This window comes from Caballeronia sp. LjRoot29 (assembly GCF_964252755.1).
Lineage (GTDB): Bacteria > Pseudomonadota > Gammaproteobacteria > Burkholderiales > Burkholderiaceae > Caballeronia.
Genome location: NZ_CAXUPU020000060.1, coordinates 1 through 26,837, shown reverse-complemented (window position 1 = coordinate 26,837; position 26,837 = coordinate 1). Strand labels below are relative to the sequence as shown.

Here is a 26,837-nt window from a genome sequence, read left to right as displayed (position 1 = left end):
GGCTCCCTTTGCAGGAAGCCGGCGTTCACTACGCGGTTCTGTAATCGGCTCGATTAGCCGTGATGCTCGTGGTCGTCGCGGTGATACCCCGCCGGACCGTGATCATGCGGGTGGTGGCGCATCCATTCGTCGCGCTGCCAGTAACGGTGGCCGTCCCAATAACGGTCGCCGTGCCAGCCGAGGTTGATCACGACGGCCGTCTGAACCATATGCGGTTGCGCATACGCTTGCTCGGGCGCGGGCCCGTGGATCATTCCGTTATCGACTTGCGCAAACGCAGTTGTCGCGGTCAAAAGCGCACCGCCGGTCAGCAGCGCAGCCAGGATTGAGCGTGAGGTGTTCATGACTATTCTCCCTTTTCAGCTTGATTTCGTTGAGGACGCGCGGACAGTCGAAACGATGTGCCGTCGGGTGCCGCGTCGTTGAAATCACTTTAGCGGGACGTAAGGTTGCACGACGTGAGCGCTTGTAAGTGTTCGTATCAAAGGATTTAACGCGCCCGGATTGCCCGGGAATATTTCAAATCACTGATTTCATTCGCTTTTACGTTGGCATGACGAATCAGCCCGAGGCTATTTTGCCCAATGGCGTGTAAGCAATGAAAATATGAAACCGTGAATTGGCGGAGTCGAGCGCCGGGAGAGCAAAACGGGAGGCGGTCTGGGAAGCATGCGCCGAGCGGCGCTGGAGATGAATGTCGCGCGAAAGCGACGTGACTGCCGCGGAAACAAAGTTGGCGATCGGTAACACTATAAAGCTAGAAAAACTACATAACCGACAACAATGAAAGCAGGCGAACCGCACTACGAAAAAACCTTGTCAAGCACAAACTGACAACACTTCAGTTTTCCCTGCAGTTCGCCCTGCCTTCCTTACAGCTCACAGACGGATACCCATGATGGTGCCGCGTGACTTGCGAACGCGCTCTGCTTCTTGTTGACGCGCTTGATACGAGTAGTCTGAATCCATCGGAAGATGCGGGGATTCGAACAGCGATGCGAATTTTTGCAGCAATGCGAAGAGGTAGCTCATGTCAAACTCCTAGTAGGTGGTCAAGGGTTATCCCTTAGATGGCATTATAGGGTTTTCACTAGCTGATTCCTAGTGCAACGCAGCATTTCTTTGGTAGTTTTTCTACATCATTGTGTTTCCGCCACACTTGGGAGTCGCAGGCGCGTCTGGAATCAGTAGGAATTACTGAGTTTTGGGCCCATGCGAGGGGCGGGAGCATGGGAGAAACGGAGCGCGCAAAAATATCCGAAATTTTTGGCTGGGTTCATATCGACTTTCATGCAGTAACCATCCGATCACCGGCATCCACCACTTGATAAGCCAGGCCATGTTCCGCCTTCGCAACCTTCACCGGAAGTCTCGACACGCGGCAAGCCGCCGCACCAAAGCGTTCTCTCGAATGCTCGATTCCATTGCGCGCCGTCGGCCCGTCTGGATGGTTTCGTTCGCGTTGAGCCAAGCCGATCTGTCCGAAGGGCTGAGAGCCGCATTTGCGTCGACCGCCATGCTGCTCCTCGGCAACCTGTTGCACATGCCCGAGTTCTCGTGGGCTGCCATTGGCGCGTTCTGGACCTGTCTCGCCGATGCCGCCGGCTCGAACCGCATGCGATTCGCTTCCATGACCGGCTTCGCGGTGCTCTCGACCATTTGTGGCGGGCTGACCGCGTATGCGTCCGGCGTTGGAATCGTGGCCGCGGCCGTCGCCGTCCTGGTCTTTTCATTTCTCGGCGCGCTGGGGCGCGTGTGGGGTGCGGCTGCCGCCCAGGTGTCCATCCTTGCGGCGACCGCCTGTGTGGTGATGGTGGACAAACCCATCCACGGAACACGCGGCGAGTTGCGTTTCCTCGCGCTCTACTTCGCGGGTTGCCTCTTCGCGACGGCACTCAGCTTCACCGTGTGGCGGATTCACCCGTTCGGCGCAAGCCGCGCGGCCATGCGAGCCGCTCATGCGAGCCTCGCGGACATCGCAAGCGACGGCGCGCGGCTGCTCAAGCGCGAAAGCGCAGGCTTCGGGGAGTGGGCGTCCCACGCTTCACGTTTTCGCGGCAAGGCGCGCAGCGACATCGAATTGGCGCGCAAGGCGCTTGCACGCGTGCCGTCATCGAAGACAGACCGGCGGGACACGTACAACATGCTGTTGCTCGCGCTCGCCGACAGCGAACGGATCTTCGCGTACCTCATTGCGGTCACCGATGCCTGCGAGCGCGGCCATCATCGCTTGCCGAATTTACCGCGTGCGGTTCGTGTGCTCGACGCGTTCGCCGAGGTCCTCGCGCGGCTCGCACGGGCCATTGCCGATAAACCCTGGGAACCGCCCGTCGCCCTGCGCGACCGGTTGCAGGCGCTCGCCCGCCAGCTTGAAGTTGCGTTAGGCGAGAGCGTGCCGCTTAGTTTCGATATCGACTTCAGCGAACTCGAATCCCCGGCTCCGCGACGAAGAAGCGTGTGGTCAGCGGCGATCACGACCTTGAAACGCGGCGTGGAAACCTTGAAGGCGAATGCATCGACGCAATCGATAGGCGCGCGCCATGCCGCTCGCGTCGGAGTGGCCGCAACAGCAGCTTTTCTGACCGTCAGGCTGCTGCATCTGCCCTTCGGTTATTGGGCAACGATGGCCACGCTCCTGATCCTGCAGCCGTCTATTGCGACGAGCTGGCCGCGGAGCATCGAGCGTGCGGCGGGGAGCATTGTCGGCGGATTGCTGGCGGCCGCGATCGGACTCGTCGTTCATTCGCCCATCGCGATCTCGCTGGTCGTATTCCCGCTGGTCTGCGCGACGATGGCCTTGCGACCGGTCAGCTACAGCTTGTTCGTGCTGTTCATCACGCCGGCATTCGTGCTGGTCGCCGACTTCGCCGCGCCCGGCGGCGCCGAGCTTGCCTATGCCGTGACGCGATTGGAGAACAACGTGTTCGGCTGCGTGATTGCGTTGCTCGCCACATTTCTTCTATGGCCAAGCCGCGAACCCAGCCGGTTCGGTGACCGCTTGGCGAAGGCGGTATCGACGAACTTTGAATACCTTGCCGCGTCGCTGGGACGGGGCGAAGAGAGCGAGATCGAGTTGGAGCGGCTACGACGTGCAGCGGGATTGGCGAGTAACAATGCGGAAGAAGTGCTGGCGCGCCTGAGGCTGGAAAAACTCGACACAAGCAACGACGACCGGACTGGCTCAACCGCGCTCGCCTTGCTGCGGCGCGTCGCGGGCACGGCGACTCGCGCTCGCTTTGGCCGGGCGGGCGCCGCGCCGAACCGGGATCTTGCGGCATGGGTTGAGCGTGTCGGCAAGGGCATCGAAGCGCGGATAGGGACGAAGAACGACGCGGGAATCGATGCCTGGCAAGGCTATCCCAAACACGGTCTCTCGCTGCTTGAAGCCGATGCCGTCAATCAGGTCGTGTTGCTGCGCAAGTTGCTGACGGAACACGCCGATGGCCTGAAACGCGGGGAAGGTTGAAGGGGAGCCGCACAGAGGTGAACTTCAACCGGCGACCGACATGGGAATCCGCGTCGGCGTCGTACACCGTATGGCCGCACTTGGGGCGCTCCGGCCGACCCGCTTCGGTTGAATTTAAGCCAATGGGAAATGCGATGTCGTCACCCTCGATTTCGCGGCATTGCCCATTATCAGCAGCCGATCCAATTATCTCAAAATAAATCACGATGTATTAATGAGATAATCAATTTCCCACATTTCGGCACTACGTACCCTGTCTCGACAAATCAAATAACTTCAAATAAAGTGAGCTCAAGTAGTTCGCATGGAATACGCCTTGATCGTCTCGACGACTGAGCGGTCATGCACGGAGCGAAGCACCGCAGTTCGCCCGAATGGCGTGTCCCGGTTTTGCCGTGCATTGCTGCCAGCCTTATATGGCAAGCGTCACAGATATTTTGGCAGCTACATGACTTTTACGGCATCGCTTGCGCACACTACTTTGTCTCATAAGGATGAAGGCATCGCTCAATTGTACCAATGCCATTTAAATACGAGTAGCTGCGCCTCAATATTAACAACGATTAAAAGACTCAATTAAATAAAAACTAGAAGGAGACGTCAATGAGCAATATGAAGCCGGGTATCACGCAAGATCCATTTACTCCAGGTCAAGAGAAGACTGCGCGAACTAGCCAACGACCAAGCCGTAAGCGCTGGCTGATTGCGTTGTTATTATTTGTCACCGTGGTAATTAACTATCTGGACCGCAGCAATCTGTCGATTGTGGCGCCCGAACTGATGCGCGAACTCTCCATCACGCCCGTCCAGGCAGGTTGGATTTTCTCCGCGTTCGGCTGGACCTACGCCGCCATGCAGATCCCCGGCGGCTGGCTGGTGGACCGCGTGCGACCGCGCTTCCTCTATGCACTGGCGCTCGCCTTGTGGTCACTGGCAACCGTAGGCTTGGGATTTGTCGGCAGTTTCGCCGGATTATTTGGATTGCGACTTATCGTCGGCGCCCTGGAAGCCCCGGCTTACCCGATCAATAGCCGCGTCGTCACTACCTGGTTCCCCGAGCGCGAACGCGCCTCGGCAATCGGAATTTATACGTCTGGCCAATTTGTCGGCCTGGCTTTCCTCACGCCTGTGCTGGCCTGGCTACAGCATCGATACGGCTGGCACTGGGTCTTCGTCGGCACCGGCCTGGCTGGCATCATGTGGGCAGCAATCTGGTATGCGGCGTATCGGGAACCACGGCAGTTCAAAGGCGTCAATCAGGCGGAAATTGAACTGATAAGCGCAGGCGGCGGTCTGGTGGACCTCGGACGGAAAAAACCCATTCATGCGCCTGGATTCAGCAGGTCTGGGCTTCAAGTCGTATTGAGCAAGCGTAAGCTGTGGGGGATTTATCTCGGCCAGTATGCCGTCGGCTCCACCCTGTGGTTCTTCCTCACCTGGTTTCCGACGTACCTGGTTAAGTATCGCGGCATGGATTTCATCAAGTCAGGATTCCTGACCTCACTGCCATTTCTCGCCGCTTTTTGTGGCGTCATCAGCGCGGGTCTGTTTTCTGACTGGCTGATCCGCAAAGGTGCCAGCGTCGGCTTCGCCCGTAAATTCCCGATCATCTCCGGCCTGCTGATATCGACGAGCATCATCGGCGCCAACTTTACCAACTCGACCGACTGGGTCATTTTCTTCATGGCCGTCTCATTTTTTGGTAACGGCTTCGCATCCATCACCTGGTCATTGGTGACATCGCTCGCCCCCGAAAACATGTTGGGCCTCACTGGCGGCGTATTCAATTTTGTCGGCAATCTGGCCGCCGTCTCGACACCCCTGGCCATCGGTTACCTGGCCAGCGGCAGCGATTTCGCACCAGCCATCACGTACGTGGCCTGCGTGGCGCTGCTGGGAGCGATGTCGTACGTCTTTCTAGTCGGGAAAGTGGAACGAATCAAAGCGTAACGAGATTCCGCTCACCGTTGGGGCAAGTAACTCCCGTGGGTCACGCAAAAATACCGACCTCAACTCGCCACGCGCTCCTGCGGCCGCGGGTTGTGCCGGTCCAACAGAGCATGGCGCCGATATTTGTCGAGGCGCCTCCCCGCATAGATTCGAGGCAATAGCGCTGAATCACCACCAGCAGTACGGCTTGTTGAAAGGGGCCGTCATTTCCCTCTGCACGCAGGACATAGAAAGTGAAGAATATCTTGACGATAGGCATGGCCATCGCTCTGATTCCGGGCACAGGCCAAGCGCAATCGAGCATCCAGTTATATGGAACTTTGGATATCGGCGTGGACTATGCCACTCATTCCGGTGCCAGGAATAGTGGCGTAGTACGGGTTGATTCAGGCACGCTCTACGGCAATCGATGGGGTATACGGGGAGGTGAGGATCTGGGTGGAGGCCTCAAAGCTCTATTTACTGCCGAGAGTGGCTTTGCTCTGAACAACGGCGCCAGCACGCAGGGTGGCTTGCTTTTCGGCCGGCAGATCTTCGTTGGCCTACAAAACCAGTTTGGCATCCTCACCATTGGACGTCAATATACGCTTGATGCAGATCTTGCTCCGTACCATGCGAATGTAGCCTCGCGTGCCAACGACTACACAGGACTTTCCCATTGGGTGGACCGCCTAGCCGATCGCGTCAATAACGCCATCAAATACCAGACCCCGAAACTGAACGGATTTACCTTCGCCGGTCAATACGGTTTCGGTGGAATCGCGGGCAATAATGCAGCCATGCGCATACTCAACGGCGGCGGCAACTATAGCCAAGGTCCGCTCGGTTTGGGCGCGACTTATCTACGCATCAATGATACCAATGGCAACCGCCTGACCGGAGTCGCCGTCGTGGACGGACAATATGTTTTCGGCCCTGCGGATGTGCATCTGGCCTACACAGATACACGAGGTACGGCAGCAAATACGCTTTGTTTTTCAACCTGCGCAGCGCGGCCGAATCAGGTCGTGCGCACGTTTGAGGTCGGGCTCGATTATCAGGCGACGCCCGCGGCCAGTTTTTACACTGGCGGTGCATACACCCGGCTCGATAATGACCTGACCGGCAACGCCATTCAGTTCAACCTGTCTGGATTCTATGCGCTCTCGAAACGCACGGGAGTGTACGCGCTGGCGGGATACACCAGAACCACCGGTCTGAGCGGTTTTTCTCGGGTCATGGTGGGCGCCCCCGATTTAGGGGCGACCGCTTTTGCCTCCAACGCGCAAGGCACGCCCGATCGCGGAAACCAGCTGGGTTTGCGTATCGGCATGACTCAAAAATTCTAGTCTGGGCGCAGCGCGCGCAGAAACGCCGGCTCGAGGACGCCGGTGCTATCGAACCGTTCCGGTCCTACACGTGGAAAATCTGAGCCACGAGCGTAGCGCCAAGAAACGTCCCGGCATTCGCCACGAACGACACCAGCACGATCCGCCACCCCAGCCGGCGAAATGCCGGAATGTCCTTAGCGATGGACAAGCCCGCGAACGTGAGCATAGGCGTGGTAATGCCGAGGAAATCGTTTTGCGCGCTATACGCCGATATCTGCGATGCCCACGGACACAGCGGCGACGTCATGAACATGGCGACAATCGACACCCAGCAGACCGCTGGAATCTTGCGCCCGGTCACAGTGTAGACGGCGTCACCGACAATCGTTGCCAGCACCATGATCAGCATGCCCGGAAGGCCCATGAACGGCGTCGTGCCGTGAGCGATCCAGTCACAGCCCAATGCGAACACGGCAGTGACGCCCCACGCCAGCAGCTTGCCGCGATAACCCAATTGGGGCGCGGCTGTTTCAACATCGCCGAGTTGCGGACGGGACTTTTCAATCGCCTCCGATGCATCCGATGCCTTGCTCGTCCGGCCGATCAACGGCTCGAGCAGGCGATATCCCCACACGGCCATCGGCAACGAAATAAACAGCGTGAAATACGTGCCGATCGTCGTCGTGATCAGATTGCTCGCCGCAGCAAATGTGAGGACCGTCTTCGCCATTTCCGGCGTTTGTTGCGCGGCGATTGCACCGGAAGCAGCGGCCATCATGCTGCCTGAGCCCACGCCTGAACCCATCGCGAGCGCGAGAGGATGAAAAATGTTCAGGCTCGCGACGAAGCCCGCCAGTATCGCGATAAACACTGCGCCAAAAACGGTGCCGGTCAAATACTCGGCCAGCACGCCACGTCCTTCGGGAGAGTCCATGCCGTACTTCTCGCCGATGATCGCAAGGCTCGGCTCACGGCCAACCGAGAACGTCGCGCCGATTGCCTCGCGCTTTATGCCGAGCAGCAACGCAAGCGGAAGTCCGAGCAGAATCGTGCCGACAAAATGCCCCAGTTCCTGAAACGCCAGTGCCCAGCCGGCAGCGGCAAGCTTGGGCAACGCGCCGCCGACCATCAGTCCAAGCTTGGCGACGAAGAGCAACAGCGCGGGCTGCAAGATGGCGGCGGCCAAGAACTGAGTCTTCACGTCGAGCCGCGCAGAGCTTTTCCACCGTTCACTTGCCAATCCGAGCGCGCCGCCCAGCAGCAACGCCCAGATCATCGGCAGCAGAACGACTTTCCCCGGCCCGACCTTGAACGTGAACGAGCCGATAAACTCGGCAATGAGCAAGATGATTGCCGCGTATAAAAACAGCTTTGCGCCCCTTAATCCATCACTACCCGATTGCTGCGCGGCCAACGTATTTTCCATTGCTCTCTCCCGATTGCCCTCTCGCGTTTGATTAGCGGCGAGAGGACACCTTGCTTTATAAATAGCCGAACGTCGTGGCCGGCTCTCTGGCGGTTTCCACCCAGACACTCTTGGTCTGCGTGTATTCGTACAACGCTTCAACACCGCTGGAACGCCCATACCCGCTCAAGCCATAACCGCCGAACGGAGACGCCACGTTAATGGTCTTGTAGCCATTGACCCAGAATGTTCCCGCGTTGACCTGCCCTGCTACTCGATGAGCACGGCCTACGTCGTTCGTCCACACTGCACCGGCCAAACCGAACTCGGTGTCATTTGCGATGTTAAGGGCTTCTTCCTCGGTATCGAAGGGAATTGCAGCGACTACCGGACCGAAGATTTCAGTCCGCGCTATGTCCATCTCGTTCGTCACGTTCGACAACACAGTGGGCGAAACGAAGTAGCCCTCCGAGGCGAGCTCAACCGATCCAGCCGCAAGCGTGGCGCCCGCCTGAACACCGCTCGCGATCATCTTCATGATGTGGTCGTACTGCGTGCGATTGTTGATCGGCCCAACTTCGGTTGCGTCATCAAGCGGCGCGCCCACCTTGATCTTCTTGGCGCCCGTCGCAATCATGCCGACGAACTCGTCGTAGATCGAACGCTGCACGAGCAGGCGCGAACCCGCTACGCAACTCTGACCCGCGCCGGCAAAAATCGCGGCCTGGGCGGTCAGTGCGGCACGCTTGAGATCGGCATCGGCGAAGATGATGTTGGCGGACTTGCCACCGAGTTCCAGCACGCACGGCAGCACGCGTTTCGCGGCGGCTTCTGCAATGCGCACGCCGGTTGCAGGAGAGCCGACGAACACCACCTTCTTCACAACCTTATGCGCGATGGCCGCTTGCGCAACGGTCTGGCCAAGGCCGGCAAGCACGTTGATGAGACCCTTCGGCGCACCCGCTTTTTCGGCAAGCAATCCCACCACTAATGATGTGAACGGCGTCAGTTCCGATGGCTTCAGCAAGACGGCATTGCCCATCGAAATGGCGGGTGCGACCTGCCATCCACACGTGAAGACCGGAGCGTTCCAGGGCGTGATTTGCAGGACCGTTCCAGCCGGTTCGCGACGCGTGTAGTTCAGATGCGAGGTCGGCACGGGAATGACATCGCCGTAAAACTTGTCCGCCCAGCCGCCGTAGTACTCGAACATCTCGGCGACTTTCGCCACTTCACCGCGGCAGTCGCGAATCGGCTTGCCCGAACCAAGCGACTCGAGGCGCGCAATGCTCTCCGCGTCCTTGCGCAGTTCGCGCGCGATCTCGAACATCACGCGTCCGCGCGCGGCATGGGTCAATGCCCACCATTGTTTCTGGGCGCGTTGCGCTGCGTCGGCGGCGAGTTCAACCACCGCCGCGCCGCCATCCTTGTACGCGAGGCTCGGCTTGCCCGTCGCTGCGTCGTACAACTGAATAAGCTCGCCCGTGCCTTCGATCAACTCGCCGCCGACAAACGAACCAATCGTCCTGGCGTTAGGGAAGAAATGCGCGAAAGCAGCCAACAGATTTTCTGCCGCGTTGTTTTCCATATCTGGCTCCATGTACAAGATATTCTGCTAACCGAGTTACTTCTGTTCGATGAATTGAACGATACGATTGAAGTCTTCCGCATCGCCGATCGACTGAGCGCTTTCCGCCCACAAGCGCCCGGCTTCTTCAGCAATGGGTGCATCGATGTCCTGGCTGCGCAGCAAGTCCATCGCGAGGCGAACGTCCTTGCGCATCAGCTTCATCGTGAAACCGGAATCGAACTTGTCGGTGAAGATCCACGTGGGGTAATTCGTGAGCGTCGCGCTGTTGCGTCCGGAGCCGCCGTTGAGCGCTTCGACCAGTTTCTCGGGATCGACACCGGCCGCTTTCGCCGCGCGGACCGCTTCGCTCGTCGCAAGCAGATGCACGCCGGTCAGCAGGTTGTTGATGATCTTCGTGACGTGTCCCGCGCCGACGGGACCCACATGTACCCGCTTGGCGCTCATGACCGCGAGCATCGGCTCGACGGCCGCGACGTCATCGTCAGAACCGCCCAGCACCATGGTCATGGTCGCGGTCGCCGCGCCCTTCGGACCGCCGCTGACGGGGCCATCGACAAATCCCACCTTCACTTCAGCCAGCGCCGCCGCCACCTTGCGGGTGCTGTTGGGCTCGGCCGTGGTGGTATCGACCACGATGAGGCCGGGCTTGGCGCTTGCCGCTACGCCGGCAGGTCCCAGGATTACCTCTTCCACAATCGCCGATGTAGGCAGCGAAAGAATGAGGACGTCCGAATCGCGCGTGATGTCGGCAATAGAAGCGCGCTCGGACACGCCTTCTGCCGCGAGCTTGGCGGCGACGCCGGGCGCCGCGTCGAAACCAAGCACGGTGTAGCCGCCGCGCTTGAGCGAAAGGGCCATTCCGCGCCCCATGTTTCCGAGTCCGATGACCCCAACCGTCTTCATGAATCCACTCCGTAGCAAATACGCCGTCGACCGGTCAGAGCGGTTCTCCGGGTCAACGAGCGTGTTATGGAGTTGTCATCTTCGGCGCGAGAGCCCCTATAATCAATCAGCGCCAATATTGAGAATGTTCTAATTATTAGAACGCTCGGAACACCTGGAAACCTTTGGGTACTGTGTAATGGCCGACAACCTGACTGAAAGCAGAATCGTCTATTTTTTCGAAGCCGTGCGTTGCGGGACCATCCGCGCAGCCGCCGACTGGCTCGACGTCGCGCCGTCCGCGGTTAGCCGCCAGATCGGCTTGCTCGAAACCGAACTCGACGTCGCGCTGATCGAGCGGCACGCGCGCGGTGTCAAGCCGACAGAAGCCGGCCTGTACCTGATCGAATATTTCCGTGAACAACTCGCGCATAAAGACGACCTGATATCGCGGCTGCAGGAACTGCGCGGGCTGCGAACCGGGAGCGTCAACGTAATTCTTGGGGAAGGTTTTGTGTCAGATATCCTGGCCGGACCCATTCAGCATTTCTGCAGGCAGTATCCCGGCATCAAGCTCAATCTGGACCTCGGCAGTACGAACGATGTCATTCGGCGAGTCTCCGAAGATGAAGGTGAAATCGGGCTGGTCTACAACCCGCCGAGCGATCCGAAGATCGTTTCTCGCGCGATCAAACGGCAACCGATGATGGCGATCGTCAAGCCAAACTTCGTTCGTGGGAGCAAGACGAAATCCATGAGCGTGGAAGAGTTGGCTACGTATCCGATTGCGGCGACCCACCCCACCTATGGGACTCGCCAGATGCTTCAGGCAGTGGAGTTCGCGGAGAAGATCCGGCTGGAACCGGTTGTCGCAACCAATTCGATCGGCCTGCTCAAGCAGTTCGCCATGTCGGGCCTCGGCGTGGTCGTGCTACCCGCGTTCGCCGTGACAACGGAAGTGGAGGCGGGCATGCTGCTCGCCATCGAGATCGATCATCCGATCCTGATGAAAGCCGAGGCGCATCTTGTTACGCGTGTAGGGCGAAAATTGTCGGTGGCGTCGAACAAGATGCTGCAGTTGATGTCGGCGCAGATGCAGGCGTTTCGATAGTTTGGGTAAGCGCGTGGCGGCTTCAGGTGCGCGAATTCCCATGTCAATGCGGTTTGCCTTGAGCTCGCTTCGCGGCGCGGCCAAGCGGCCCGGCGTCCGGATTTTTGCTGGCAGCCGCTGCGTTCGCATTGCCCCGGTTCGGAACCTCGACGATCGAGGAATCGGTATCGAAGAAAGAGGCTAGCGTGGCTTGCTGAGTCAGCATCAATTGCTCAATGCGCTGTTGCTGCGCCGTGTTTTCGCGCGTCAGGCGAAGCAGCGCGATGTTCTGCGCCACGCCCGTCGCGACAGTCACGATCAACACGCAAATCACGATCAGCAAGACGGTTTTGACCCGTCGCGACAGGGCCGCCGCCGCACCGCGCTGGTCGGCGATCACGGCATACAACGCATCGATAGTGTCAGCGTAGGCGGTTGCGCGGGCGGTATCGAGTTCCGACGACGCTTTGCGCGAAGGCGTTTGAGAATCATGTGGAACGCTCGTGCGCGTCCGGTGGTCATCGTCGATCAATGCCGCCGCCAGGGATTGCGGCTGGCTGCGACGGGAGGTTGCTGCAGCGCGTGCGGCGGCTTTCTGTGTGCTCGCCGCGGTCGATGCGTCCAATGCGTCTGGCGAGGTGACGGCATCTTTACGTTCCACGGTCTCAGCTTCTGAGATCGCCGCGGACGGTGACGGTTCAGTCATCGACACATTCCGGGCAGCGCCCCTTCCCCGCGCCGCCGACGCGCGCCTGCTTGCCACCTGCCCACTCTCTTTCTCTTCCACCGATGCCGCCGCGATCGTTGCGCCCTGCGCACCGTCGTCCCGCGCATCTGGCTGCACCGGCCCGGCAACCACCTCGTGAGGGGCGAGAACATCGTCGAACATCAAATCCAGCGATGCAGCGTCGGCTGTCTGGCCGTCCGTTTGCGCGGCCGCCCCATCCGCCGATACCACCCCGCTACGCCAAGCCCGGCCAGCCCCGGACGATCCGTCCTCGCCCGGCACGGCCGCCATGAACACCTCGGGCAACTCGAAGCCGGGCAACGTCGATTGACGAATATCGGTATTCATCGCCTGGAGCGTGGCGCGCTCGGCATCTTCGGCGAACAGATCGAGCGTGGGCGCGCCGTAGGGCGCCCGGCTGAGCAAGGCGAGACGCTGCGCCGAGCGCGCGGCGCGGGCGAGCTTGGCATCGGCATCCGATTCAGCCGGACGGCCAGCGGACGTAGATTGAGACGTGGAACTGGAATTGGAACCAGCGGTATCAGCAACTTGTAGAGCGGGATTGACGGCGGAATCTGGCATAAGTCGATGATTGACAGCGGGGCAAGACGCGACCCGGGCGGCTAAAAACACGCCCGATGAAGCGGTCCGGCTCGACGCTTCGCAACAGAAAAAGCGGCTGCATGGGTTTTCGAGGCCGCATTGTCGCACGCTTGCACACCCGGGCCACGGCCTCGTCCGGTTTCAAGCGGAGCCTTCTTCCTTGAATTCCCGCACGGTTTCCAGCGCGCGCAGCCGTGTGCAGATTGCCTCGTATTCAGTCGACGATATCCGCGAAAGCTCGATTTGCACGACATCGAGTTCGGGCGAATCATCGCTTTGCTGCACGACGAATTGCTTCACGCGCACGCTGCCGACGCCCAGCGCTTCATGCAATGCATGAAAATTCAACGTCCCCCGATCGACAAGCAAGGTCAACTGGCGCCGCTGCTTCACGGAAATAAAACGCCGTTCCAGTGGCTTGATCCCGGCAAGGATGATCAGGATGATGACCGTTGCAGCGATCGACGCCGTGTACATGCCGCCGCCGACCGCAAGCCCGATCGCGGCGACGGACCAGAGGCTCGCCGCCGTCGTGAGGCCACGGACAATCTCGCCGCGCAGCAAGATTGAGCCTGCACCGAGAAAGCCGATTCCCGACACGACCTGCGCCGCGATCCGCGACGGATCGAGCACGACGTGCTCGCGGGTGAGGACATCGAAGAAACCGAATGCCGAGACCATCATGATCAGCGTCGAGCCGACACAGACAAGCATGTGCGTGCGCAGCCCGGCAGCCCATGACAGCCGTTCGCGCTCGAATCCGATCACGCTGCCGAGCGCCGCGGCCAGGACCAGCCGGGAAATGAGTTCTACATTGCTTAACATGAGTGGATTTGCTCCTTATAGGTGTTGTGTGATGGGATGGTGGCGCAGAGTTCGCGCACAAGCCCCGGCCGCCGGCCTTTTCAGTGCAGACAAATCACCGTTGTGCCGAAGCGCGGGCGTTTTGATTTATCCTTGGTGCCCCCCATCGGGCGGCGCGCCTGCACATTTCACGCACGCCGCCGCGCGCAACTCACATCGATAAAACCGTATGCACGACCTAGATCAGACCGCCGCAACGCCCCCGACCGCCGCCTCCCTTCGTGCGCACTATACCCACGTTGTGCTGCCAATCTGGCGCGGCCCGGGCTTCAATACAGCGCTGCGGCTGGCATTCGAGGCGGTGGCCGAGAATGGCCGCACATCCTTGCCACCACAGCGATATCGCGCCATGGCCTGCGCGCGGCAGCTATTCGTGTTCTCGCAAGCCGGCGATATCGATCACGCGAATACGCTGTTCGCTTCGCTTCGGACCTATTTTCAGGACACGAAAAATGGCGGTTGGTTCTATAGCGTCGACGCAAACGGCGCGCCGCACGAGCGCCATAAGGACCTTTATACGCATGCGTTCGTGATTTTTGCGTGCGCGGAATATGCGAAACGAGCCGGTTCAGCCGCCGTGCAAGAAGCGCTGGCGGTGCTCGAAGAAACGTCGGTAGTCATTGAACGGCAAATGGCAATTAGCGGGAGCGACTTGTTCAGTTCGGCGATGACCGAAGATTTTTCCACCGTGCTCGGGCCGCCGCTGCAAAACCCGCTGATGCATCTGACCGAGGCGTGGCTGGCAGCGCGCGAAGCGACCCGGGACGCCATCTTCGATCGGCGGCTGGAAAAGCTGGCCGCCGCGTTCGCGCAGGCTTTCGTGCACGAGGAAACGGGCTGTATCGCTGAATTGACGATCGGCAGCGCCAATAACTGGCTGGAACCCGGACACCAGTTCGAGTGGCTGTTTCTCGCCGAGGCGAGCCGCCACCCGGCGTTCGATGCAGCCGGCCTGAATCAGGCGCTCGTGCGCGGATTCGATTTCGTGCAACAGCACGGAGTCGATCCGCTGACCGGCGGCGTCGCGGCGTCGCTGAACGAACAGGGCGGCGTGATCGATTCGACGCAGCGCATCTGGGCTCAGACCGAATACCTACGGGCGCTCGCAACGCATTCGGATGAGTCGGTGCGCGCCCAACTGCCGGCGCAGATCGCGCGGTTTTCCGGACGCTTTATTCGTCCGCAAGGGTGGATTGAAAGTCAGTCGGCGGAAGGTGTTGTCATGCGCCCGGAGTTGCCGTCGACAACGCCTTATCACTTGGCCACTGCGTACGCCGCGCTGCCCTGACGTTGATCTGACGCATGGCGTCTTAAGGCAATCGCTCTCGTCGCATCTAACGCCTCGCCTCGCCGCGAGGCGTTTTTTATTGCGGCTGGAGAAATCGGCGCGATGATGAACGCTTTGCGCCTTTTCGTTTCAAATCACGAAGAAAGTCCGCGCAAACCCGGTAATTTGTCCGCGATTTTGAGATCGTCCTTGCGGAGTGACCATACGCTACCTACAGTCTTGTGCAGGACCGCGACGAAGGCTCCTGCCCCGGTGCGGATTGTGGGACTCACGCTGACTGGACCGAAACCAAGTGTAGGAGTGTCCGAATGGCCGAAATTGTCGATATCGCACGGGGCGCATTGAATGCGCAGCCGTTTAGCGCCTTGCTGGGTACGAAGCTCATGCAAGTCGACTCCTCGAGTCTCACGCTGTGTCTGACTATCCGGGACGAACTCAGGCAACAACACGGTTTTGTGCACGGTGGCGTAGTGAGTTATCTCGTCGATAACGCGCTGACCTTCGCCGGCGCATTGCGCCTGGGACCGAAAGTGGTCACGGGAGAATACAAGATCAATTATTTGCGACCGGCGGTCTCCGGTACGTTGATGGCGCGTGCGCGCGTGGTCTATGCCGGCATGACGCAGGCAACTTGCCAATGCGATGTGTATGTCACCGATGGCGGCGCCGAAAGGCTCGTGGCAGTCGCGCAAGGAACGATTCATCGCATCAGCGAAATGGCTGCGGAACTGGAGCCGGTGTTTAACGAATGAGTGGGATGGATGTGTTTGCTTGCCGGACTTGGTTTGCCGGACTTTTCATGCGTTCGCCGATGCGATGGTTTTTTCGTTTTACGGCGGTAGTGCTGGGAGCCGGCTTTATGCGCTTAAAGGTTAACGCGGTGAGAACATTCGCATTTTTGAGACTACGCTGCCACGTTCTTTGATCCGTTGGCGGTTCGACTGACCGCGGCGAATCCAACTTTCCAGTTGGAGCGTTTGGACCGGGGACAGAGTTGACACTTTCCGGCAGTCCAACTGTCTTGAAGCTGCTGTAAAAAGGTCGCTCCAACTGACGTTGGAACGACCTTATTTTTTAGCTTACCGTCGCCGGGGTGCGGCGCAACAAGCGGCTTGCTTCAAACGGCTTACTTCGCGTCGACCGTGCGTTGCTGTTGCTCGCCCAGACCCTGGATGCCGAGTCGCATGGTCTGTCCAGCCTTCAGGTAAACCGCGGAAGGCTTGACGCCCATGCCTACACCCGGCGGCGTGCCGGTGGAAATGACATCGCCGGGTTGCAGGCTCATCACCTTCGACAAATACGACACCAGCGCGGCCACGCCGAACACCATCGTCTTCGTGCTGCCGTTCTGATAACGATGTCCGTCTACTTCGAGCCACATATCGAGTTGCTGCGGATCGGCGATTTCGTCTTTCGTGACCAGCCACGGGCCGATCGGACCGAAGGTATCGAAACCCTTGCCCTTGTCCCATTGCGTGCCGTGCTCAAGTTGCCATTCGCGTTCGGACACGTCGTTGATCACGCAATAGCCGGCGACATAATCCAGCGCGTCCGCCTCGCTGACATATTTCGCTTCCTTGCCGATAACAACGCCGAGTTCAACTTCCCAATCCGTTTTCTTCGAGTTGCGCGGGATTTCGACGTCGTCGTTCGGACCGCAAATGGCGCTCGTCCACTTACCGAAAAGCACGGGTTCCGTCGGAACGGGCAGGTTCGATTCGGCCGCGTGGTCAGCGTAATTCAGTCCGATACAGACAAACTTGCCGACGGCTCCCACGCACGGGCCAATGCGCGGCTCGCCCGGCACTTCAGGCAGCGAAGCCGGATCGAGCGCGCGCAACTTGGCCAGCGTGGCGTCGGAAAGCGCCGCGCCAGCGATGTCGTCGACGACTTTCGACAAATCGCGAATCTTGCCGTTCTGATCCAGCAAACCCGGTTTTTCCTGACCCTTCGGCCCATAGCGCAGCAGTTTCATCGTGAGTGATCCTTCAGTTTTCAGGTTTTGCTTCGGTTTCGAGATGTTCGGTTTGAGCGGCCGTCTTTTCAGGCGAGATCGCTCGAGCATACGTTCGATCGCTTGCGATCGAATTTTCGGTCCGGTGCTTCAGGCCGGGCCGGTCGTGAACGACGATGCGTCGATGCGTCGATGCGTCGATGCGGATTGCGACGCTGATTAAACAATAGCATCGGGATGCGTCGTGATCCCGCTTTCGGGCTTCGCTTAGCGTTGCAAGCCTCACGGCATGCCGGATAATTGCGTTGCCAATCTTTTTACCATTCTTTGCTTTCGTTGCAATTGCAGTCGGGAAATTCAGGGTATATCGCAGTCATTCTTCATGCGGTTTTCTACACTTCTACAACCGGTAAAACTCTCGCGCGGTATCGCCGAAGATTGCCTGCTGCGCGGATGCATCGAGGTGCGCCGTCAATTGCCGCGCTGCGTCAAACCATTGTGGATAGTCACCGTTCAGATTCAGCACCGGCCAGTCGCTGCCCCACATCAACCGCTCAGGCCCAAAACAGTCGAGCAGATGATCGACATAAGGCTTGAGGGTTGGCGCCGTCCAACCGGGCGCGGCTTCCGTCGCCAGACCCGATAGTTTGCAAAGCAGCCGCTGTGGCAGCGCGGCTAATTCAGCTATGCCGTCCGCCCAGTTTTGCCACGCCGCGCGACCATCCCTGATTTGCGGCTTCGCACCATGATCAACGACGATTCGCAGCTCAGGAAAGCGCGCCGCAAACACCTTCAATGAAGGCACATGACGCGAAAATATCAATGCATCGAAGACGAGATTGTTTTTGATCAACGCGTGAATTGCCGGAGCGAGTGCGGGATTTTCGATCCAGCGATCGTCGGGCAGATCCTGCAGCATCGGGCGTACGCCCTTCAGTTTGGGTTCGCGCGCCAACTCGTTGATCAACTCGACACTATTCGTCGAATCGAGCGGAACCCAGCCAACAATGCCGGCGATAGAGTCGTCGTCGCGAGCAAGATCGAGGAGATAACGCGTTTCATCGACAGTCGGCGCCGCCTGGACCACCACCGTGCGCGCAACCTGAACGGCTTCGCGAAGCGGCTTCAGATCAGCGGGACCGAAGACGCGGTACAAGGTCTGCAACTCTGGCGTCAACCAGCCATAGTCACCACGCGATGGGTCCCAGAAGTGCTGATGCGCATCGATCCGTTCAGCGTTCATGGTTTGCCTTCGTCAGAGTGATTGACGTTGGCGCGATCAATGTGCGGCACCGGCGCGTCACGATGCAACAAACCGGCCGCGCGCAACGCATCCCACAACGCGTCGGGCAGCGGATCAGCGAACGAAGCTGCATTCAAGCGCACCTCCGCCGGATTTCGTGCGCCCATCAGGACCGTGGCCACAACTTTATGCGCATAAGGAAATTGGAGGGCCGCGCTCGACAAGGCGACACCATGCGCACGGCAGATCTGCTCCAACGCGTCGACGCGTTCGACAATCGATGGCGGCGCATCGCCGTAGTTGAACTTCTGATTCGCCGCCTTCTGCGCTGTATCGGACGTGAATCCTCGCGCGAGAATGCCCGAATTGAACGCTCCGCCCAGCAGAATACCGACACCGCGTTTTTCGCATTCCGGCAGCAGGTCGTCGAGTACCGCCTGCTCCAACAACGTGTAGCGTCCCGCCAGTAACGCGCAATCGATATCGAATTCCGCCATCGCTTCCAGGATAGCGGCGCCCTCGTTCACACCGAGCCCAACCGCTTTTACGCCCCGCGATGTACGCAGTTCATCGAGCGCACGGAATCCACCTTCGTCTGTGAGCTGGCGCCAGTAGCGCGGATTATTCTCGCCGTGCGTGACGCGGCCAATGTCGTGAATCAGAACGATATCGATATCGACAATACCCATGCGTTGCTGGCTGTCTTCGAACGAACGAAGAATGCCGTCGTAGGTGTAGTCGTAGATCGCCTGAAACGGTAGCGGGTCCGACCAGCCTTCGCTGCCGTCGTAAGGCGTGGTGCGCGGGACAAAACGGCGGCCGACCTTGGTCGACAGCACGTAGTCTTCGCGCGGATATCGGCGCAACGCATCGCCTATCCGGTGCTCAGCTTTCGTATGGCCGTAGTGCGGAGCGGTATCGAAGTAACGAATCCCGCTTTGCCACGCGGCGTCCACGGTCCCTTGCGCGTCTGCCTCGGATAGTTCGTGATACAGGCCGCCAAGCGGTGCACTGCCTAGCGACAACGCCGTGACTTCCAGCGACGTCCTGCCCACCTTGCGCTTTTTCACAACGGGATTTCCGGTGATTGGGTTCATTGCGTTGGATCCGGTGCGTTGGACGGATGAGTCAGGCTCAAATTGAAGTAATCGATACCGCATGCCGCGGCGTTGCGCTCGCCGGCAAACAGGCGGGGCCAACCGGTTCAAAGGTCTTGTAGGTCAGGATGAACTCCTGATGACCCAACGATTCCGACTTCGACGCGGCGCCTGCCGCGACGCTCACGGTGAGATCGAATACTTCGCGACCCACATCGTCGAGCGTGGCACGGCCTTCCAGAATGCGGCCCGCGTCCACGTCCATGTCACCGGAAAGATTTCGATACGTCGCCGGATTCGCGCACACCTTGATCACGGGCGAAATGGCCGAACCGACCACTGAACCGCGTCCGGTCGTGAACAGAATGACGTGTGCTCCGCAAGCAATCAGTTCGCCGATTTCCGCGTTGTCGCTGATGTTCGGGAAGCCGAAACGCGGTTCGCCATCGGGAACGACATCGAGCAGATATAAACCGCCAACCGGCGGAATGTCACCTGGCTTAACGATTCCCACAATCGGCGACGCACCGCTTTTCGCGTACGCCCCGAGTGACTTTTCTTCTTGCGTGGTAAGACCGCCATCCGCATTGCCGACCGCGAACGAGCCGTGTCCCATGATGGAGTAATAGCGCGCGGCCTTGTCCACGCACGCGACAATTTCGCGGCCCAGTTCCGGCCGCGCGGCCCGGCTTTCCATGTGAAACTCGCAGCCAACCAGTTCGCCGGTTTCCTCGAAAATACACGCGGCGCCGGCGTCGATCAGCGCATCGAACGCGCGTCCCACGGCGGGATTCGCCGTAATGCCGCTGGTGCCGTCCGAGCCGCCGCAAATCGTGCCGACGATCAATTCGTCGAGTCCCATTGGCACTTTCGGTTGCTGCGCGAGCGTCGCGCGCACATCGCGAATCCAGTCCATGCCGTTCTGGATCGTGCTGCGCGTCCCGCCCTTTTCCTGGATCGTCAGGACTTCAGCCGGGCGGCCGCTTGCGCGCACGGCATCGACCAGATAATGCTTGTTCATACTCTCACAGCCGAGCGAGACGAACAGGACAGCGCCCACATTCGGATGCGTGGTGAGCCGCTCCATCATCTTTTCTGCATAGCCGTTCGGATAGCAGCCCGGAAACCCGATCAGGTGCACAGGCGGTTCCTGCTCGGCGGCGGGGTCGTCGAAGGCGTCGAAGGCCGGACGAAACTGCGTGACAATTTCCCTCGCCACGTGATGCGCGCATTCGACGAGATACGCGACCGCGATCACATTGCGGATGCCCTTGCGGCCATCGGCGCGCAGGAAGCCTTGAAGCGGCGGTGTAATGGTGGCTGTCATTGGCTTAGCGGTCCCGGTGATCCACGAACGCATGGCCGGCGTCGTGGGTATAGGTCGGGAGATAGTCGCTCTCGAGATTGTGCGTGTGCAGATGTTCGCCGGGCTGAACGTCCGAGGTCACGTGGCCAATGATCGCGCCATACCGCAACACTTTTTCGTCAGTCCGCAACGCACGGCGCGCCACCTTGTGCCCAAGGTCGATCGTCTTCGCCAGCGTGACAAACTCCCCCTCGATCTCGACGCGCTCCCCCGCCGGCAGACGAGCGCCAGCAATCAGGCAATTGTCCTGCGGGCTTTGAAGGATGAGCCGGGCGTCGGTGAGCTTGTGAGGAGTTTGCTGCACGGAAACTTCCTTGAGAACGGACGGCATTCGAGATGACGTTCGTGCGGACAAACGGCATTGCCGCGGGTTTGCATCAGTACAATCATTTATCAGTGAACGTATTATTCATATGCGGACAAGTTGAAGTCAAGCTAAGTGCGCCGCTTAGCGGTCCGTGTTTTCCCTTAGCATCTTGCTTTTAAGCGACCTAACCGAAGGCCATCATGCAGGCAGACGAACCCACCGACGCCGACCGCTACCGCGCGCCCGCGCTGGATAAAGGTCTCGATATCCTCGAGCTGCTCGCTGAGCAAAAGGATGGACTCACACGCGCCGAGATCACAAAATCGCTGGGGCGCAATGCGAGCGAGATGTATCGAATGCTCGAGCGGCTGGTCGCGCGACAGTACGTGGTGCGCTCGCCCGCGGGCGACCGTTATTCGCTGAGCCTGAAACTGTATGCGCTCGCGCACCGGCACCCGCCGATGAACCGCCTGATCGCGGAAGCCTTGCCCGTCATGCAGCGTTTTGCGGATCGCGCGGAGCAATCGTGTCATCTCGCCGCTTACGATCGGGGCAATTTGCTTGTGATCGCCCAGGTTGACGGGCCGGGAACATGGGGGATTTCGGTGCGGCTCGGCGCGCGGGTCGGGTTAATCGATACCGGTTCGGGCCGCGTGATCCTCGCGTTCCAAAGCGCGGAACAACGCGCACACATGCTGACCGAACACACGCGTGTCAAGGGTGAGTCCGAGCTGGATCCGCTCGCGCTGGAAAGCACATACAAACAGATTCGCGCAGATGGTTTTCTCCACAAGGAGAGTCAGCAGACCTTCGGCGTGATGGACGTTAGTTTTCCGCTGCTCGGGCCGTCAGGCCAGGCGATTGCGACGCTGACGTGTCCGTATCTCCGGCGTATCGACGAATATGTGGCGCCGTCTCTTGACGAAGTCAGCGCGCAGCTTGGTGAAGCGGCGGCGGCGCTGTCGATGTTTCGCGATCCGGATGCAGAGTTCGGCGATTCACCGGATTTAGGGGATATACGGGATTCGAGCGCAGCTTAGGGCCGGTGGTTTAAGGCTGGCGGATTCGTTGTGATGGGCTGGCTGGAAGGCTCCGTTCGCTTCTATGCAGAAACGCGATTCGCGGATTCGACAGGTTCCGGTTCGACGCAACGCGTTAGAATGGCGACCCTCTCAAAAAGCGAGCCGTCGCCCCCCGCGACGTTTCGCGTCTTTTTCTACGCAAGGCAATGGCGAAACTCCTTTCCGATCCCGAATTTCAGCGCTTCTCCGAACTTCAGCAAAAGCAGTCCAGCTTCACGATCACGAGCGAGGAAGCGGACGAGCTGCGCGATATTGTCGCCCGTGCGCAGCAAAAGCGCGACGATCGCGCGGCTGCAATGCAGTCCATCGAAACGTTTATCAAGCAGTTCGACATTGGCGCGGACGAACTCTTTACGGCCGACCAGATCGCCGATGCCGCCCGCAATTTCGGCCTGATTCCAGCAGCGAAAAAAGAACGTGTGATGCCGCCGCAATTGTCGTTCAACGGCAAGCCGTATCAATGGACCACTCGCGCCCTGCCCGACGATATCCGCGTTCCGCTGTTCGAAGCGTTCACGTCGGGCGCGTCGGTTAAGGCGTTTATTGCTACGCCCAAGGACGCAACGCGTTGCGCGACAACGATCGCACGACTGGAGCGTGAAACTGGCAGCACTTACGCCGATGCGTGGCTGGACGAGTTGGCTGTATCGCGTGCACAGGTTGACGAAGCGCTCGCAAAGCTGCTTGCTTGAGGTGACGAAGGAAGGTCGCGGCCAGCATGTTGCAGCACATGTTGGCCGCTCACCACGGCGACCGGGTGCCCGCGTTTTTCACCTGCACGGGATCTGTAGTCTTCACGACGACCCCGCGCTGGCTTCCGCTTCTCCTCCGGCCAGCCGCATCCTGAAACCGGTCACGCCTGGATCTTCCGTGGCGGTTATCTCGAATCCCAGACGGCGCGCGAGTCCAATCATGCCGATGTTCTCGCGCAACGCCTCACCGACCAGCCAGCGGGTTCCACGCGCCCGGCAATACGCGATGATCCGAGTCAGCAGCATCGTTCCCAGCCGCTTGCCCTTCAGATCCGAGCGCACCGCGACTGCGAACTCGGCGGTTTCGTTATCCGGATCGGCAACCGCGCGCACTACCCCCAATGTCTCGATAGCATCGTGTTCACCCGTGACAGCGATAAACGCCATCTCGCGGTCATAGTCAATCTGCGTCATGCGAGCGAGTTGCGAGTGATCGAAACTGCGCACGGAGCTGAAGAACCGCAGACGCAGATCGTCAGGCGTCATCGCAGCGACGAAAGCGCTGTGAGCGGCTTCGTCGTCGGGACGGATCGGCCGCACGGTGATAAGCAGGCCGCTCCAGTCGAGCGTCTCCTCGAGTTGCCGCGGATACGGTTGAATGGCGAGCGGCGTGCGATGCGCGGCCAGCGTCAGATGGGGTTCATACACCACGACCGCCTGACGGGTCACGCGCACCGTCAACCGCAGCGCGACAATCTGCTCGATTTCGCAGACAGCCTGCGACAAGGCCGTCAACGCAATCAACAAATTTTCGGCAGGGAGTTCACGCGCCCTTGGCGAGCGCATCACGAGGTCTCGCGCCAAAACCGGGTTAAGCGGCGGAAATGCAAATTCATGCATTGCGTCCGGCAAACCGAGCGCGCCGATAGCCTTGAACTCGAACACCGGTCCGAACACGCGATGGTTGAGCAAGCGGACATCGATTTCGATGGCATCGACGCTGCGCGGCCCCGCCGACCCCGCCTTCACAACAACGCCAAACTGTGCCAGCACCCGCGACGCCCGCTCGCCATCCAGCTCAGCGACGCCCGCGGTCAACGCGGTCATGATCTGAGCCTGTGCACTGTCCAGCGCGACCAGGGTTTGAGGACGCGGCCCGTCGGGCGTCTGCATCAACATCTCCCGACCCTGACGATAATCCACCAGCCGTGCGAAACCCCGCGCCAGACGTTGAGGCGTGGTATGGACGGGAATTCCGTGGGCATGCAATGCGTCGCGCGTGGCCTGGTCTACGCAGCCGAAAAAACAGGTCAGCAAACCGCGATACGCATGGCTTTGCTGCTCGATCAGCGCGCGTGCGACGTCCGCGACAGGCGCGGTGTGGGTTGGTGCGTGAACCACGAATGCCGTGCCGGTTTCGCGGTGCGGCGCCAGTGCTGCGAGCGCCGCGCCGAAGTCCGCCGCGGTGGCGGTGTCTCCGAGTTGCAGCGGGTTCCCCGGACGCGCGTGCGGCAGCGCCGCGGCGACTGACACACGCGCAGCCTCGGGCCAGAGCGCGAGCGCATCTCCGGCCGCGGCAAAGGCGTCGGCAGCGAGCGCAGCCACGCCGCGATCACTGGTGATGACGGTCGCCCGGTCGCTTGCGGCCACACGGCCGACGCCGAGAGTCTCGATTTCATCGAGCAGGTCGTCGAGTGAGTCCACCCGTACCAGGCCGGCGCGCCGAAAAGCGGCACTGTAAAGCGCATCGAAAGGATCGTCATGGCCCGTGCACAAAACCAGCACGGGCTTGTTGCGCGCCGCCGCTCGCGCCGCCGACATGAATTTGCGCGCCATTCGCACCGATTCGATGGCCATCAGGATGGCGCGCGTCCGTGAGTCGCTTGCAAGGAAATCGAGGATGTCGCCCACGTCAACGTCAGCCTCGTCGCCCAGCGCGACCACCCTAGAAAAGCCCAGGCCGCGTGCGTTCGCCCAGCCCATCACGCCGTTGGTCAACGCGTTCGACGCCGATACCCACGCCACACCGCCTGCCGCGATGGCGCACGGCGGCGCCCCAAGCACCGCGCCCACTGCCGGCGTTGTCACACCGACGCTGGCCGGGCCGACTACGCGCAGCAAAAATGGCCGCGCAGCCGCAAGCGTACGATGCGTCCAGTCGCGGGCCTCCCCTTCACTTGCCTCCCCTGCCTGCCCCGCTTGCCCGATGATGACCACCGCCCGCGTGCCACGCTCACCCAGTTGGCCAACGATCTCCGGCCATGTGGGCGGTGGCGTGCACAACACCGCCACGGTAGGACCATCCGGCAAGTCACCGATGCCCGCAAACACCGCAACCCCATTCAACTGACGATGCTTCGGATTCACCGGCCAGACCGAGCCCGCGAAGTTGGCGGCGCTCAGCCGTGACCACACCATTTCGCCGATGCTGCCCGCACGCAGCGACGCCCCGATTACGGCGATCGACTTCGGGTTGAACAATGCATCGAGATTGCGTACGGTCATGCGGCCTCCGTAAATTGGATCTATCCAGCATAGGCGATTCGCAACACCGCAACTACTAGCCAGATGGCCTATGCCCCGCCTTTTCCAACACCGGTTCCCATATTTCCTGATGACTCAATATGAGAATTCGTTTTGCCCCAGCGTCAGCCGAACGGGCTATTGTCTCGCACCGGGAACCAAGGTAATTTGGTTGAACGCGGGGCAGGAGCGATTCTGGTTCGCGGAGGAGGCACGTTTACTCGGCCACAAGAAAAACCGAGAAGGTTGGGCGGTCAGGAATCACTATGCGACATCTTCCATCATTGATTGCGTTGCGTTTCTTCGAAGAAACGGCGCGTCATTTGAGTTTCAACCGCGCGGCGCGAGCGTTGTGCGTTACGCAAGGAGCTGTAAGCCGTCAGATCAGGCTACTGGAAGAATCTCTGGGCGTGAAGCTTTTCGAGCGCGACCACAGAGGAATCCGCTTAACGCAGGCAGGTGTGTCGCTGATGCCATCGGTGACAGAGGCATTTGACGTGATCGAGCGCGGAACGCGTCACCTGACTGGAACCGTTGAGCGCAAGCGTTTGATTGTGTCATTGCCGCCCACCTTCGCCACGCAGTGGTTTTCGTCGCGGTTAGGCGCATTGTCGGAACAGTTGCCGGACGTCGACCTGTCTATTCGCACGCAGGAAAGCGACGAGTGTCATTGCAGCGTGCGCTTTGGGCGCGACGCGGCAGCGCATGGGTGGTCGGAACTGCTGATCGTAGAGCGGCACGCGCTGGTGGGATCAGCATCGCTTAAAGGAACGCCGGTCGAGACCTTGCTGGATCGATTGCCCGCGCTTCATGTGCTGCACGAGGACGTGCGTTTGAACCTATGGCCGGACTGGCTGGCAAAAGCGGGCCTGCCGCCACGTTATGCCGAGAACGGTATTGAATTTTCGAATCTGCAGCAGGCAATCCATGCGGCGCGACGCGGCGTTGGGCTTGCCGTTGTGGATCTGAACATGATTGCTGATGAGTTGGCCGAGGGTGCGCTCGTGAGAATGTCGGACGTCGAGATCAGTGGACCATTCGGATACTGGCTGGATATACCGGAAGCGCACCGCGACGCCAGCACCGTGACCGCTTTCGCCGATTGGCTGCGCCATGAAGCCGCCCTGCCCGTTTGAATGGCCGTCTTGGGCAGTCTCGGCTTACGCTAGAGGTACGGGGGGAAATCGCAGCCGGGAACATCGTCAAATTCGACGCTATCTTCCGTCAGCGCGACCGGGCTCTACCGAGCAACAGTCGCCGGCGTCGCAGCGCTGGTCACGCCACGCTCTCCACCCGCCGCCATTTCACTTCCCAACACGCAATGCGACTGCAACGATAAATACCCGGGGTTATAAGCCTTCGCATCTTTCTTCGGCAGCGTATAAGCAATCCGGCAT

General features: G+C 60.0%; 23 protein-coding genes. 9 read left to right on the top strand and 14 right to left on the bottom strand.

Features of this window, described 5'->3' with window-relative positions:
- Positions 1-53: 53 nt before the first annotated feature.
- Both ACSQ83_RS34755 and ACSQ83_RS34750 read right to left on the bottom strand, forming a co-directional pair.
- Positions 54-344 carry a hypothetical protein gene (locus tag ACSQ83_RS34755; protein WP_414954241.1) on the bottom strand — a complete coding sequence of 97 codons (291 nt, stop codon included), beginning with the start codon at positions 342-344 and terminating at the stop codon, positions 54-56.
- A gap of 535 nt (positions 345-879) precedes the next feature.
- Complete coding sequence (locus ACSQ83_RS34750; protein ID WP_174254643.1) at positions 880-1,032, bottom strand: hypothetical protein; 153 nt, start codon at positions 1,030-1,032, stop codon at positions 880-882.
- Positions 1,033-1,339: 307 nt separating this feature from the next.
- Between ACSQ83_RS34750 and ACSQ83_RS34745 the strand changes: the two genes are divergently transcribed.
- Both ACSQ83_RS34745 and ACSQ83_RS34740 read left to right on the top strand, forming a co-directional pair.
- Entirely contained in the window at positions 1,340-3,466 is a 2,127-nt protein-coding gene (locus ACSQ83_RS34745; protein ID WP_436231220.1) for an FUSC family protein, read from the top strand.
- A 612-nt stretch (positions 3,467-4,078) separates the two neighbouring features.
- Positions 4,079-5,416: an MFS transporter gene (locus tag ACSQ83_RS34740; protein ID WP_436231221.1), complete on the top strand. Its 1,338-nt coding sequence runs from the start codon at positions 4,079-4,081 to the stop codon at positions 5,414-5,416.
- Positions 5,417-5,456: 40 nt separating this feature from the next.
- Here the strand turns inward: ACSQ83_RS34740 and ACSQ83_RS34735 are convergent, their stop codons facing one another.
- A complete protein-coding gene (locus tag ACSQ83_RS34735; protein ID WP_436231219.1) occupies positions 5,457-5,681 on the bottom strand; it encodes a hypothetical protein in 225 nt (74 codons plus the stop codon).
- Here ACSQ83_RS34735 and ACSQ83_RS34730 point away from each other — a divergent pair.
- Positions 5,674-6,744, top strand: coding sequence for a porin (locus tag ACSQ83_RS34730; RefSeq protein WP_436231218.1), 1,071 nt, complete (start codon positions 5,674-5,676; stop codon positions 6,742-6,744). The genes ACSQ83_RS34735 and ACSQ83_RS34730 overlap by 8 nt on opposite strands.
- A 64-nt stretch (positions 6,745-6,808) precedes the next feature.
- On the opposite strand, the gene ACSQ83_RS34725 is transcribed toward ACSQ83_RS34730, so the two are convergent.
- The 3 genes from ACSQ83_RS34725 to ACSQ83_RS34715 are packed head-to-tail and all read right to left on the bottom strand — an operon-like array spanning position 6,809 to position 10,643.
- On the bottom strand, positions 6,809-8,152 hold the full coding sequence (locus ACSQ83_RS34725) for a DUF3100 domain-containing protein (protein ID WP_414969616.1): 1,344 nt from the start codon (positions 8,150-8,152) through the stop codon (positions 6,809-6,811).
- 55 nt (positions 8,153-8,207) lie between these two features.
- Positions 8,208-9,719 (bottom strand): aldehyde dehydrogenase family protein, encoded by a 1,512-nt coding sequence (locus tag ACSQ83_RS34720; RefSeq protein ID WP_436231217.1) that lies wholly within the window; start codon positions 9,717-9,719, stop codon positions 8,208-8,210.
- 36 nt (positions 9,720-9,755) lie between these two features.
- A complete protein-coding gene (locus ACSQ83_RS34715; RefSeq protein ID WP_414954246.1) occupies positions 9,756-10,643 on the bottom strand; it encodes an NAD(P)-dependent oxidoreductase in 888 nt (295 codons plus the stop codon).
- Positions 10,644-10,803: 160 nt separating this feature from the next.
- On the opposite strand from ACSQ83_RS34715, the gene ACSQ83_RS34710 reads away from it, so the two are divergent.
- On the top strand, positions 10,804-11,715 hold the full coding sequence (locus ACSQ83_RS34710; RefSeq protein ID WP_414954247.1) for a LysR family transcriptional regulator: 912 nt from the start codon (positions 10,804-10,806) through the stop codon (positions 11,713-11,715).
- 43 nt (positions 11,716-11,758) lie between these two features.
- Here ACSQ83_RS34710 and ACSQ83_RS34705 read toward each other — a convergent pair whose 3' ends face one another.
- A complete protein-coding gene (locus ACSQ83_RS34705; protein WP_436231216.1) occupies positions 11,759-13,003 on the bottom strand; it encodes a hypothetical protein in 1,245 nt (414 codons plus the stop codon).
- Positions 13,004-13,165: 162 nt separating this feature from the next.
- The gene (locus tag ACSQ83_RS34700) at positions 13,166-13,849 is read right to left on the bottom strand and encodes an MgtC/SapB family protein (RefSeq protein WP_414954249.1); all 684 of its coding nucleotides are present in this window, start codon (positions 13,847-13,849) and stop codon (positions 13,166-13,168) included.
- A gap of 208 nt (positions 13,850-14,057) precedes the next feature.
- Here ACSQ83_RS34700 and ACSQ83_RS34695 point away from each other — a divergent pair, with 208 nt between their 5' ends.
- Complete coding sequence (locus ACSQ83_RS34695; RefSeq protein WP_436231215.1) at positions 14,058-15,176, top strand: AGE family epimerase/isomerase; 1,119 nt, start codon at positions 14,058-14,060, stop codon at positions 15,174-15,176.
- 308 nt (positions 15,177-15,484) lie between these two features.
- Positions 15,485-15,928 carry a PaaI family thioesterase gene (locus tag ACSQ83_RS34690; protein ID WP_062085280.1) on the top strand — a complete coding sequence of 148 codons (444 nt, stop codon included), beginning with the start codon at positions 15,485-15,487 and terminating at the stop codon, positions 15,926-15,928.
- A gap of 374 nt (positions 15,929-16,302) precedes the next feature.
- On the opposite strand, the gene ACSQ83_RS34685 is transcribed toward ACSQ83_RS34690, so the two are convergent.
- The 5 genes from ACSQ83_RS34685 to ACSQ83_RS34665 form a co-directional block, all read right to left on the bottom strand.
- Entirely contained in the window at positions 16,303-17,151 is an 849-nt protein-coding gene (locus tag ACSQ83_RS34685) for an ureidoglycolate lyase (protein ID WP_089164352.1), read from the bottom strand.
- A gap of 379 nt (positions 17,152-17,530) precedes the next feature.
- Positions 17,531-18,373 carry an amidohydrolase family protein gene (locus tag ACSQ83_RS34680; RefSeq protein ID WP_436231214.1) on the bottom strand — a complete coding sequence of 281 codons (843 nt, stop codon included), beginning with the start codon at positions 18,371-18,373 and terminating at the stop codon, positions 17,531-17,533.
- Positions 18,370-19,470, bottom strand: coding sequence for an aldo/keto reductase (locus ACSQ83_RS34675; RefSeq protein WP_436231213.1), 1,101 nt, complete (start codon positions 19,468-19,470; stop codon positions 18,370-18,372). Before ACSQ83_RS34675 ends, ACSQ83_RS34680 begins: the two co-directional genes overlap by 4 nt.
- A gap of 37 nt (positions 19,471-19,507) precedes the next feature.
- Positions 19,508-20,797 carry a UxaA family hydrolase gene (locus ACSQ83_RS34670; RefSeq protein ID WP_414954253.1) on the bottom strand — a complete coding sequence of 430 codons (1,290 nt, stop codon included), beginning with the start codon at positions 20,795-20,797 and terminating at the stop codon, positions 19,508-19,510.
- Between the two features lie 4 nt (positions 20,798-20,801).
- Positions 20,802-21,140 (bottom strand): UxaA family hydrolase, encoded by a 339-nt coding sequence (locus ACSQ83_RS34665; RefSeq protein WP_414954254.1) that lies wholly within the window; start codon positions 21,138-21,140, stop codon positions 20,802-20,804.
- Between the two features lie 203 nt (positions 21,141-21,343).
- Between ACSQ83_RS34665 and ACSQ83_RS34660 the strand changes: the two genes are divergently transcribed.
- Positions 21,344-22,183, top strand: a complete 840-nt coding sequence (locus ACSQ83_RS34660) for an IclR family transcriptional regulator (protein ID WP_436231212.1) — start codon at positions 21,344-21,346, stop codon at positions 22,181-22,183.
- Between the two features lie 188 nt (positions 22,184-22,371).
- Complete coding sequence (locus tag ACSQ83_RS34655) at positions 22,372-22,917, top strand: hypothetical protein (protein WP_414954256.1); 546 nt, start codon at positions 22,372-22,374, stop codon at positions 22,915-22,917.
- A gap of 102 nt (positions 22,918-23,019) precedes the next feature.
- Here the strand turns inward: ACSQ83_RS34655 and ACSQ83_RS34650 are convergent, their stop codons facing one another.
- Positions 23,020-25,422: a GNAT family N-acetyltransferase gene (locus ACSQ83_RS34650; RefSeq protein ID WP_436231211.1), complete on the bottom strand. Its 2,403-nt coding sequence runs from the start codon at positions 25,420-25,422 to the stop codon at positions 23,020-23,022.
- A 284-nt stretch (positions 25,423-25,706) separates the two neighbouring features.
- Here ACSQ83_RS34650 and ACSQ83_RS34645 point away from each other — a divergent pair, with 284 nt between their 5' ends.
- The gene (locus ACSQ83_RS34645; protein WP_414954258.1) at positions 25,707-26,576 is read left to right on the top strand and encodes a LysR family transcriptional regulator; all 870 of its coding nucleotides are present in this window, start codon (positions 25,707-25,709) and stop codon (positions 26,574-26,576) included.
- Positions 26,577-26,837: the final 261 nt, after the last annotated feature.

Bases quoted from the DNA above. Each gene is read 5' to 3' on its own strand.
- ACSQ83_RS34755 (WP_414954241.1), bottom strand. From the start codon at position 344: ATGAACACCTCACGCTCAATCCTGGCTGCGCTGCTGACCGGCGGTGCG.
- ACSQ83_RS34750 (WP_174254643.1), bottom strand. From the start codon at position 1,032: ATGAGCTACCTCTTCGCATTGCTGCAAAAATTCGCATCGCTGTTCGAA.
- ACSQ83_RS34745 (WP_436231220.1), top strand. From the start codon at position 1,340: ATGTTCCGCCTTCGCAACCTTCACCGGAAGTCTCGACACGCGGCAAGC.
- ACSQ83_RS34740 (WP_436231221.1), top strand. From the start codon at position 4,079: ATGAAGCCGGGTATCACGCAAGATCCATTTACTCCAGGTCAAGAGAAG.
- ACSQ83_RS34730 (WP_436231218.1), top strand. From the start codon at position 5,674: ATGGCCATCGCTCTGATTCCGGGCACAGGCCAAGCGCAATCGAGCATC.
- ACSQ83_RS34735 (WP_436231219.1), bottom strand. From the start codon at position 5,681: ATGGCCATGCCTATCGTCAAGATATTCTTCACTTTCTATGTCCTGCGT.
- ACSQ83_RS34725 (WP_414969616.1), bottom strand. From the start codon at position 8,152: ATGGAAAATACGTTGGCCGCGCAGCAATCGGGTAGTGATGGATTAAGG.
- ACSQ83_RS34720 (WP_436231217.1), bottom strand. From the start codon at position 9,719: ATGGAAAACAACGCGGCAGAAAATCTGTTGGCTGCTTTCGCGCATTTC.
- ACSQ83_RS34710 (WP_414954247.1), top strand. From the start codon at position 10,804: ATGGCCGACAACCTGACTGAAAGCAGAATCGTCTATTTTTTCGAAGCC.
- ACSQ83_RS34705 (WP_436231216.1), bottom strand. From the start codon at position 13,003: ATGCCAGATTCCGCCGTCAATCCCGCTCTACAAGTTGCTGATACCGCT.
- ACSQ83_RS34700 (WP_414954249.1), bottom strand. From the start codon at position 13,849: ATGTTAAGCAATGTAGAACTCATTTCCCGGCTGGTCCTGGCCGCGGCG.
- ACSQ83_RS34695 (WP_436231215.1), top strand. From the start codon at position 14,058: ATGCACGACCTAGATCAGACCGCCGCAACGCCCCCGACCGCCGCCTCC.
- ACSQ83_RS34690 (WP_062085280.1), top strand. From the start codon at position 15,485: ATGGCCGAAATTGTCGATATCGCACGGGGCGCATTGAATGCGCAGCCG.
- ACSQ83_RS34685 (WP_089164352.1), bottom strand. From the start codon at position 17,151: ATGAAACTGCTGCGCTATGGGCCGAAGGGTCAGGAAAAACCGGGTTTG.
- ACSQ83_RS34680 (WP_436231214.1), bottom strand. From the start codon at position 18,373: ATGAACGCTGAACGGATCGATGCGCATCAGCACTTCTGGGACCCATCG.
- ACSQ83_RS34675 (WP_436231213.1), bottom strand. From the start codon at position 19,470: ATGAACCCAATCACCGGAAATCCCGTTGTGAAAAAGCGCAAGGTGGGC.
- ACSQ83_RS34670 (WP_414954253.1), bottom strand. From the start codon at position 20,797: ATGACAGCCACCATTACACCGCCGCTTCAAGGCTTCCTGCGCGCCGAT.
- ACSQ83_RS34660 (WP_436231212.1), top strand. From the start codon at position 21,344: ATGCAGGCAGACGAACCCACCGACGCCGACCGCTACCGCGCGCCCGCG.
- ACSQ83_RS34655 (WP_414954256.1), top strand. From the start codon at position 22,372: ATGGCGAAACTCCTTTCCGATCCCGAATTTCAGCGCTTCTCCGAACTT.
- ACSQ83_RS34650 (WP_436231211.1), bottom strand. From the start codon at position 25,422: ATGACCGTACGCAATCTCGATGCATTGTTCAACCCGAAGTCGATCGCC.
- ACSQ83_RS34645 (WP_414954258.1), top strand. From the start codon at position 25,707: ATGCGACATCTTCCATCATTGATTGCGTTGCGTTTCTTCGAAGAAACG.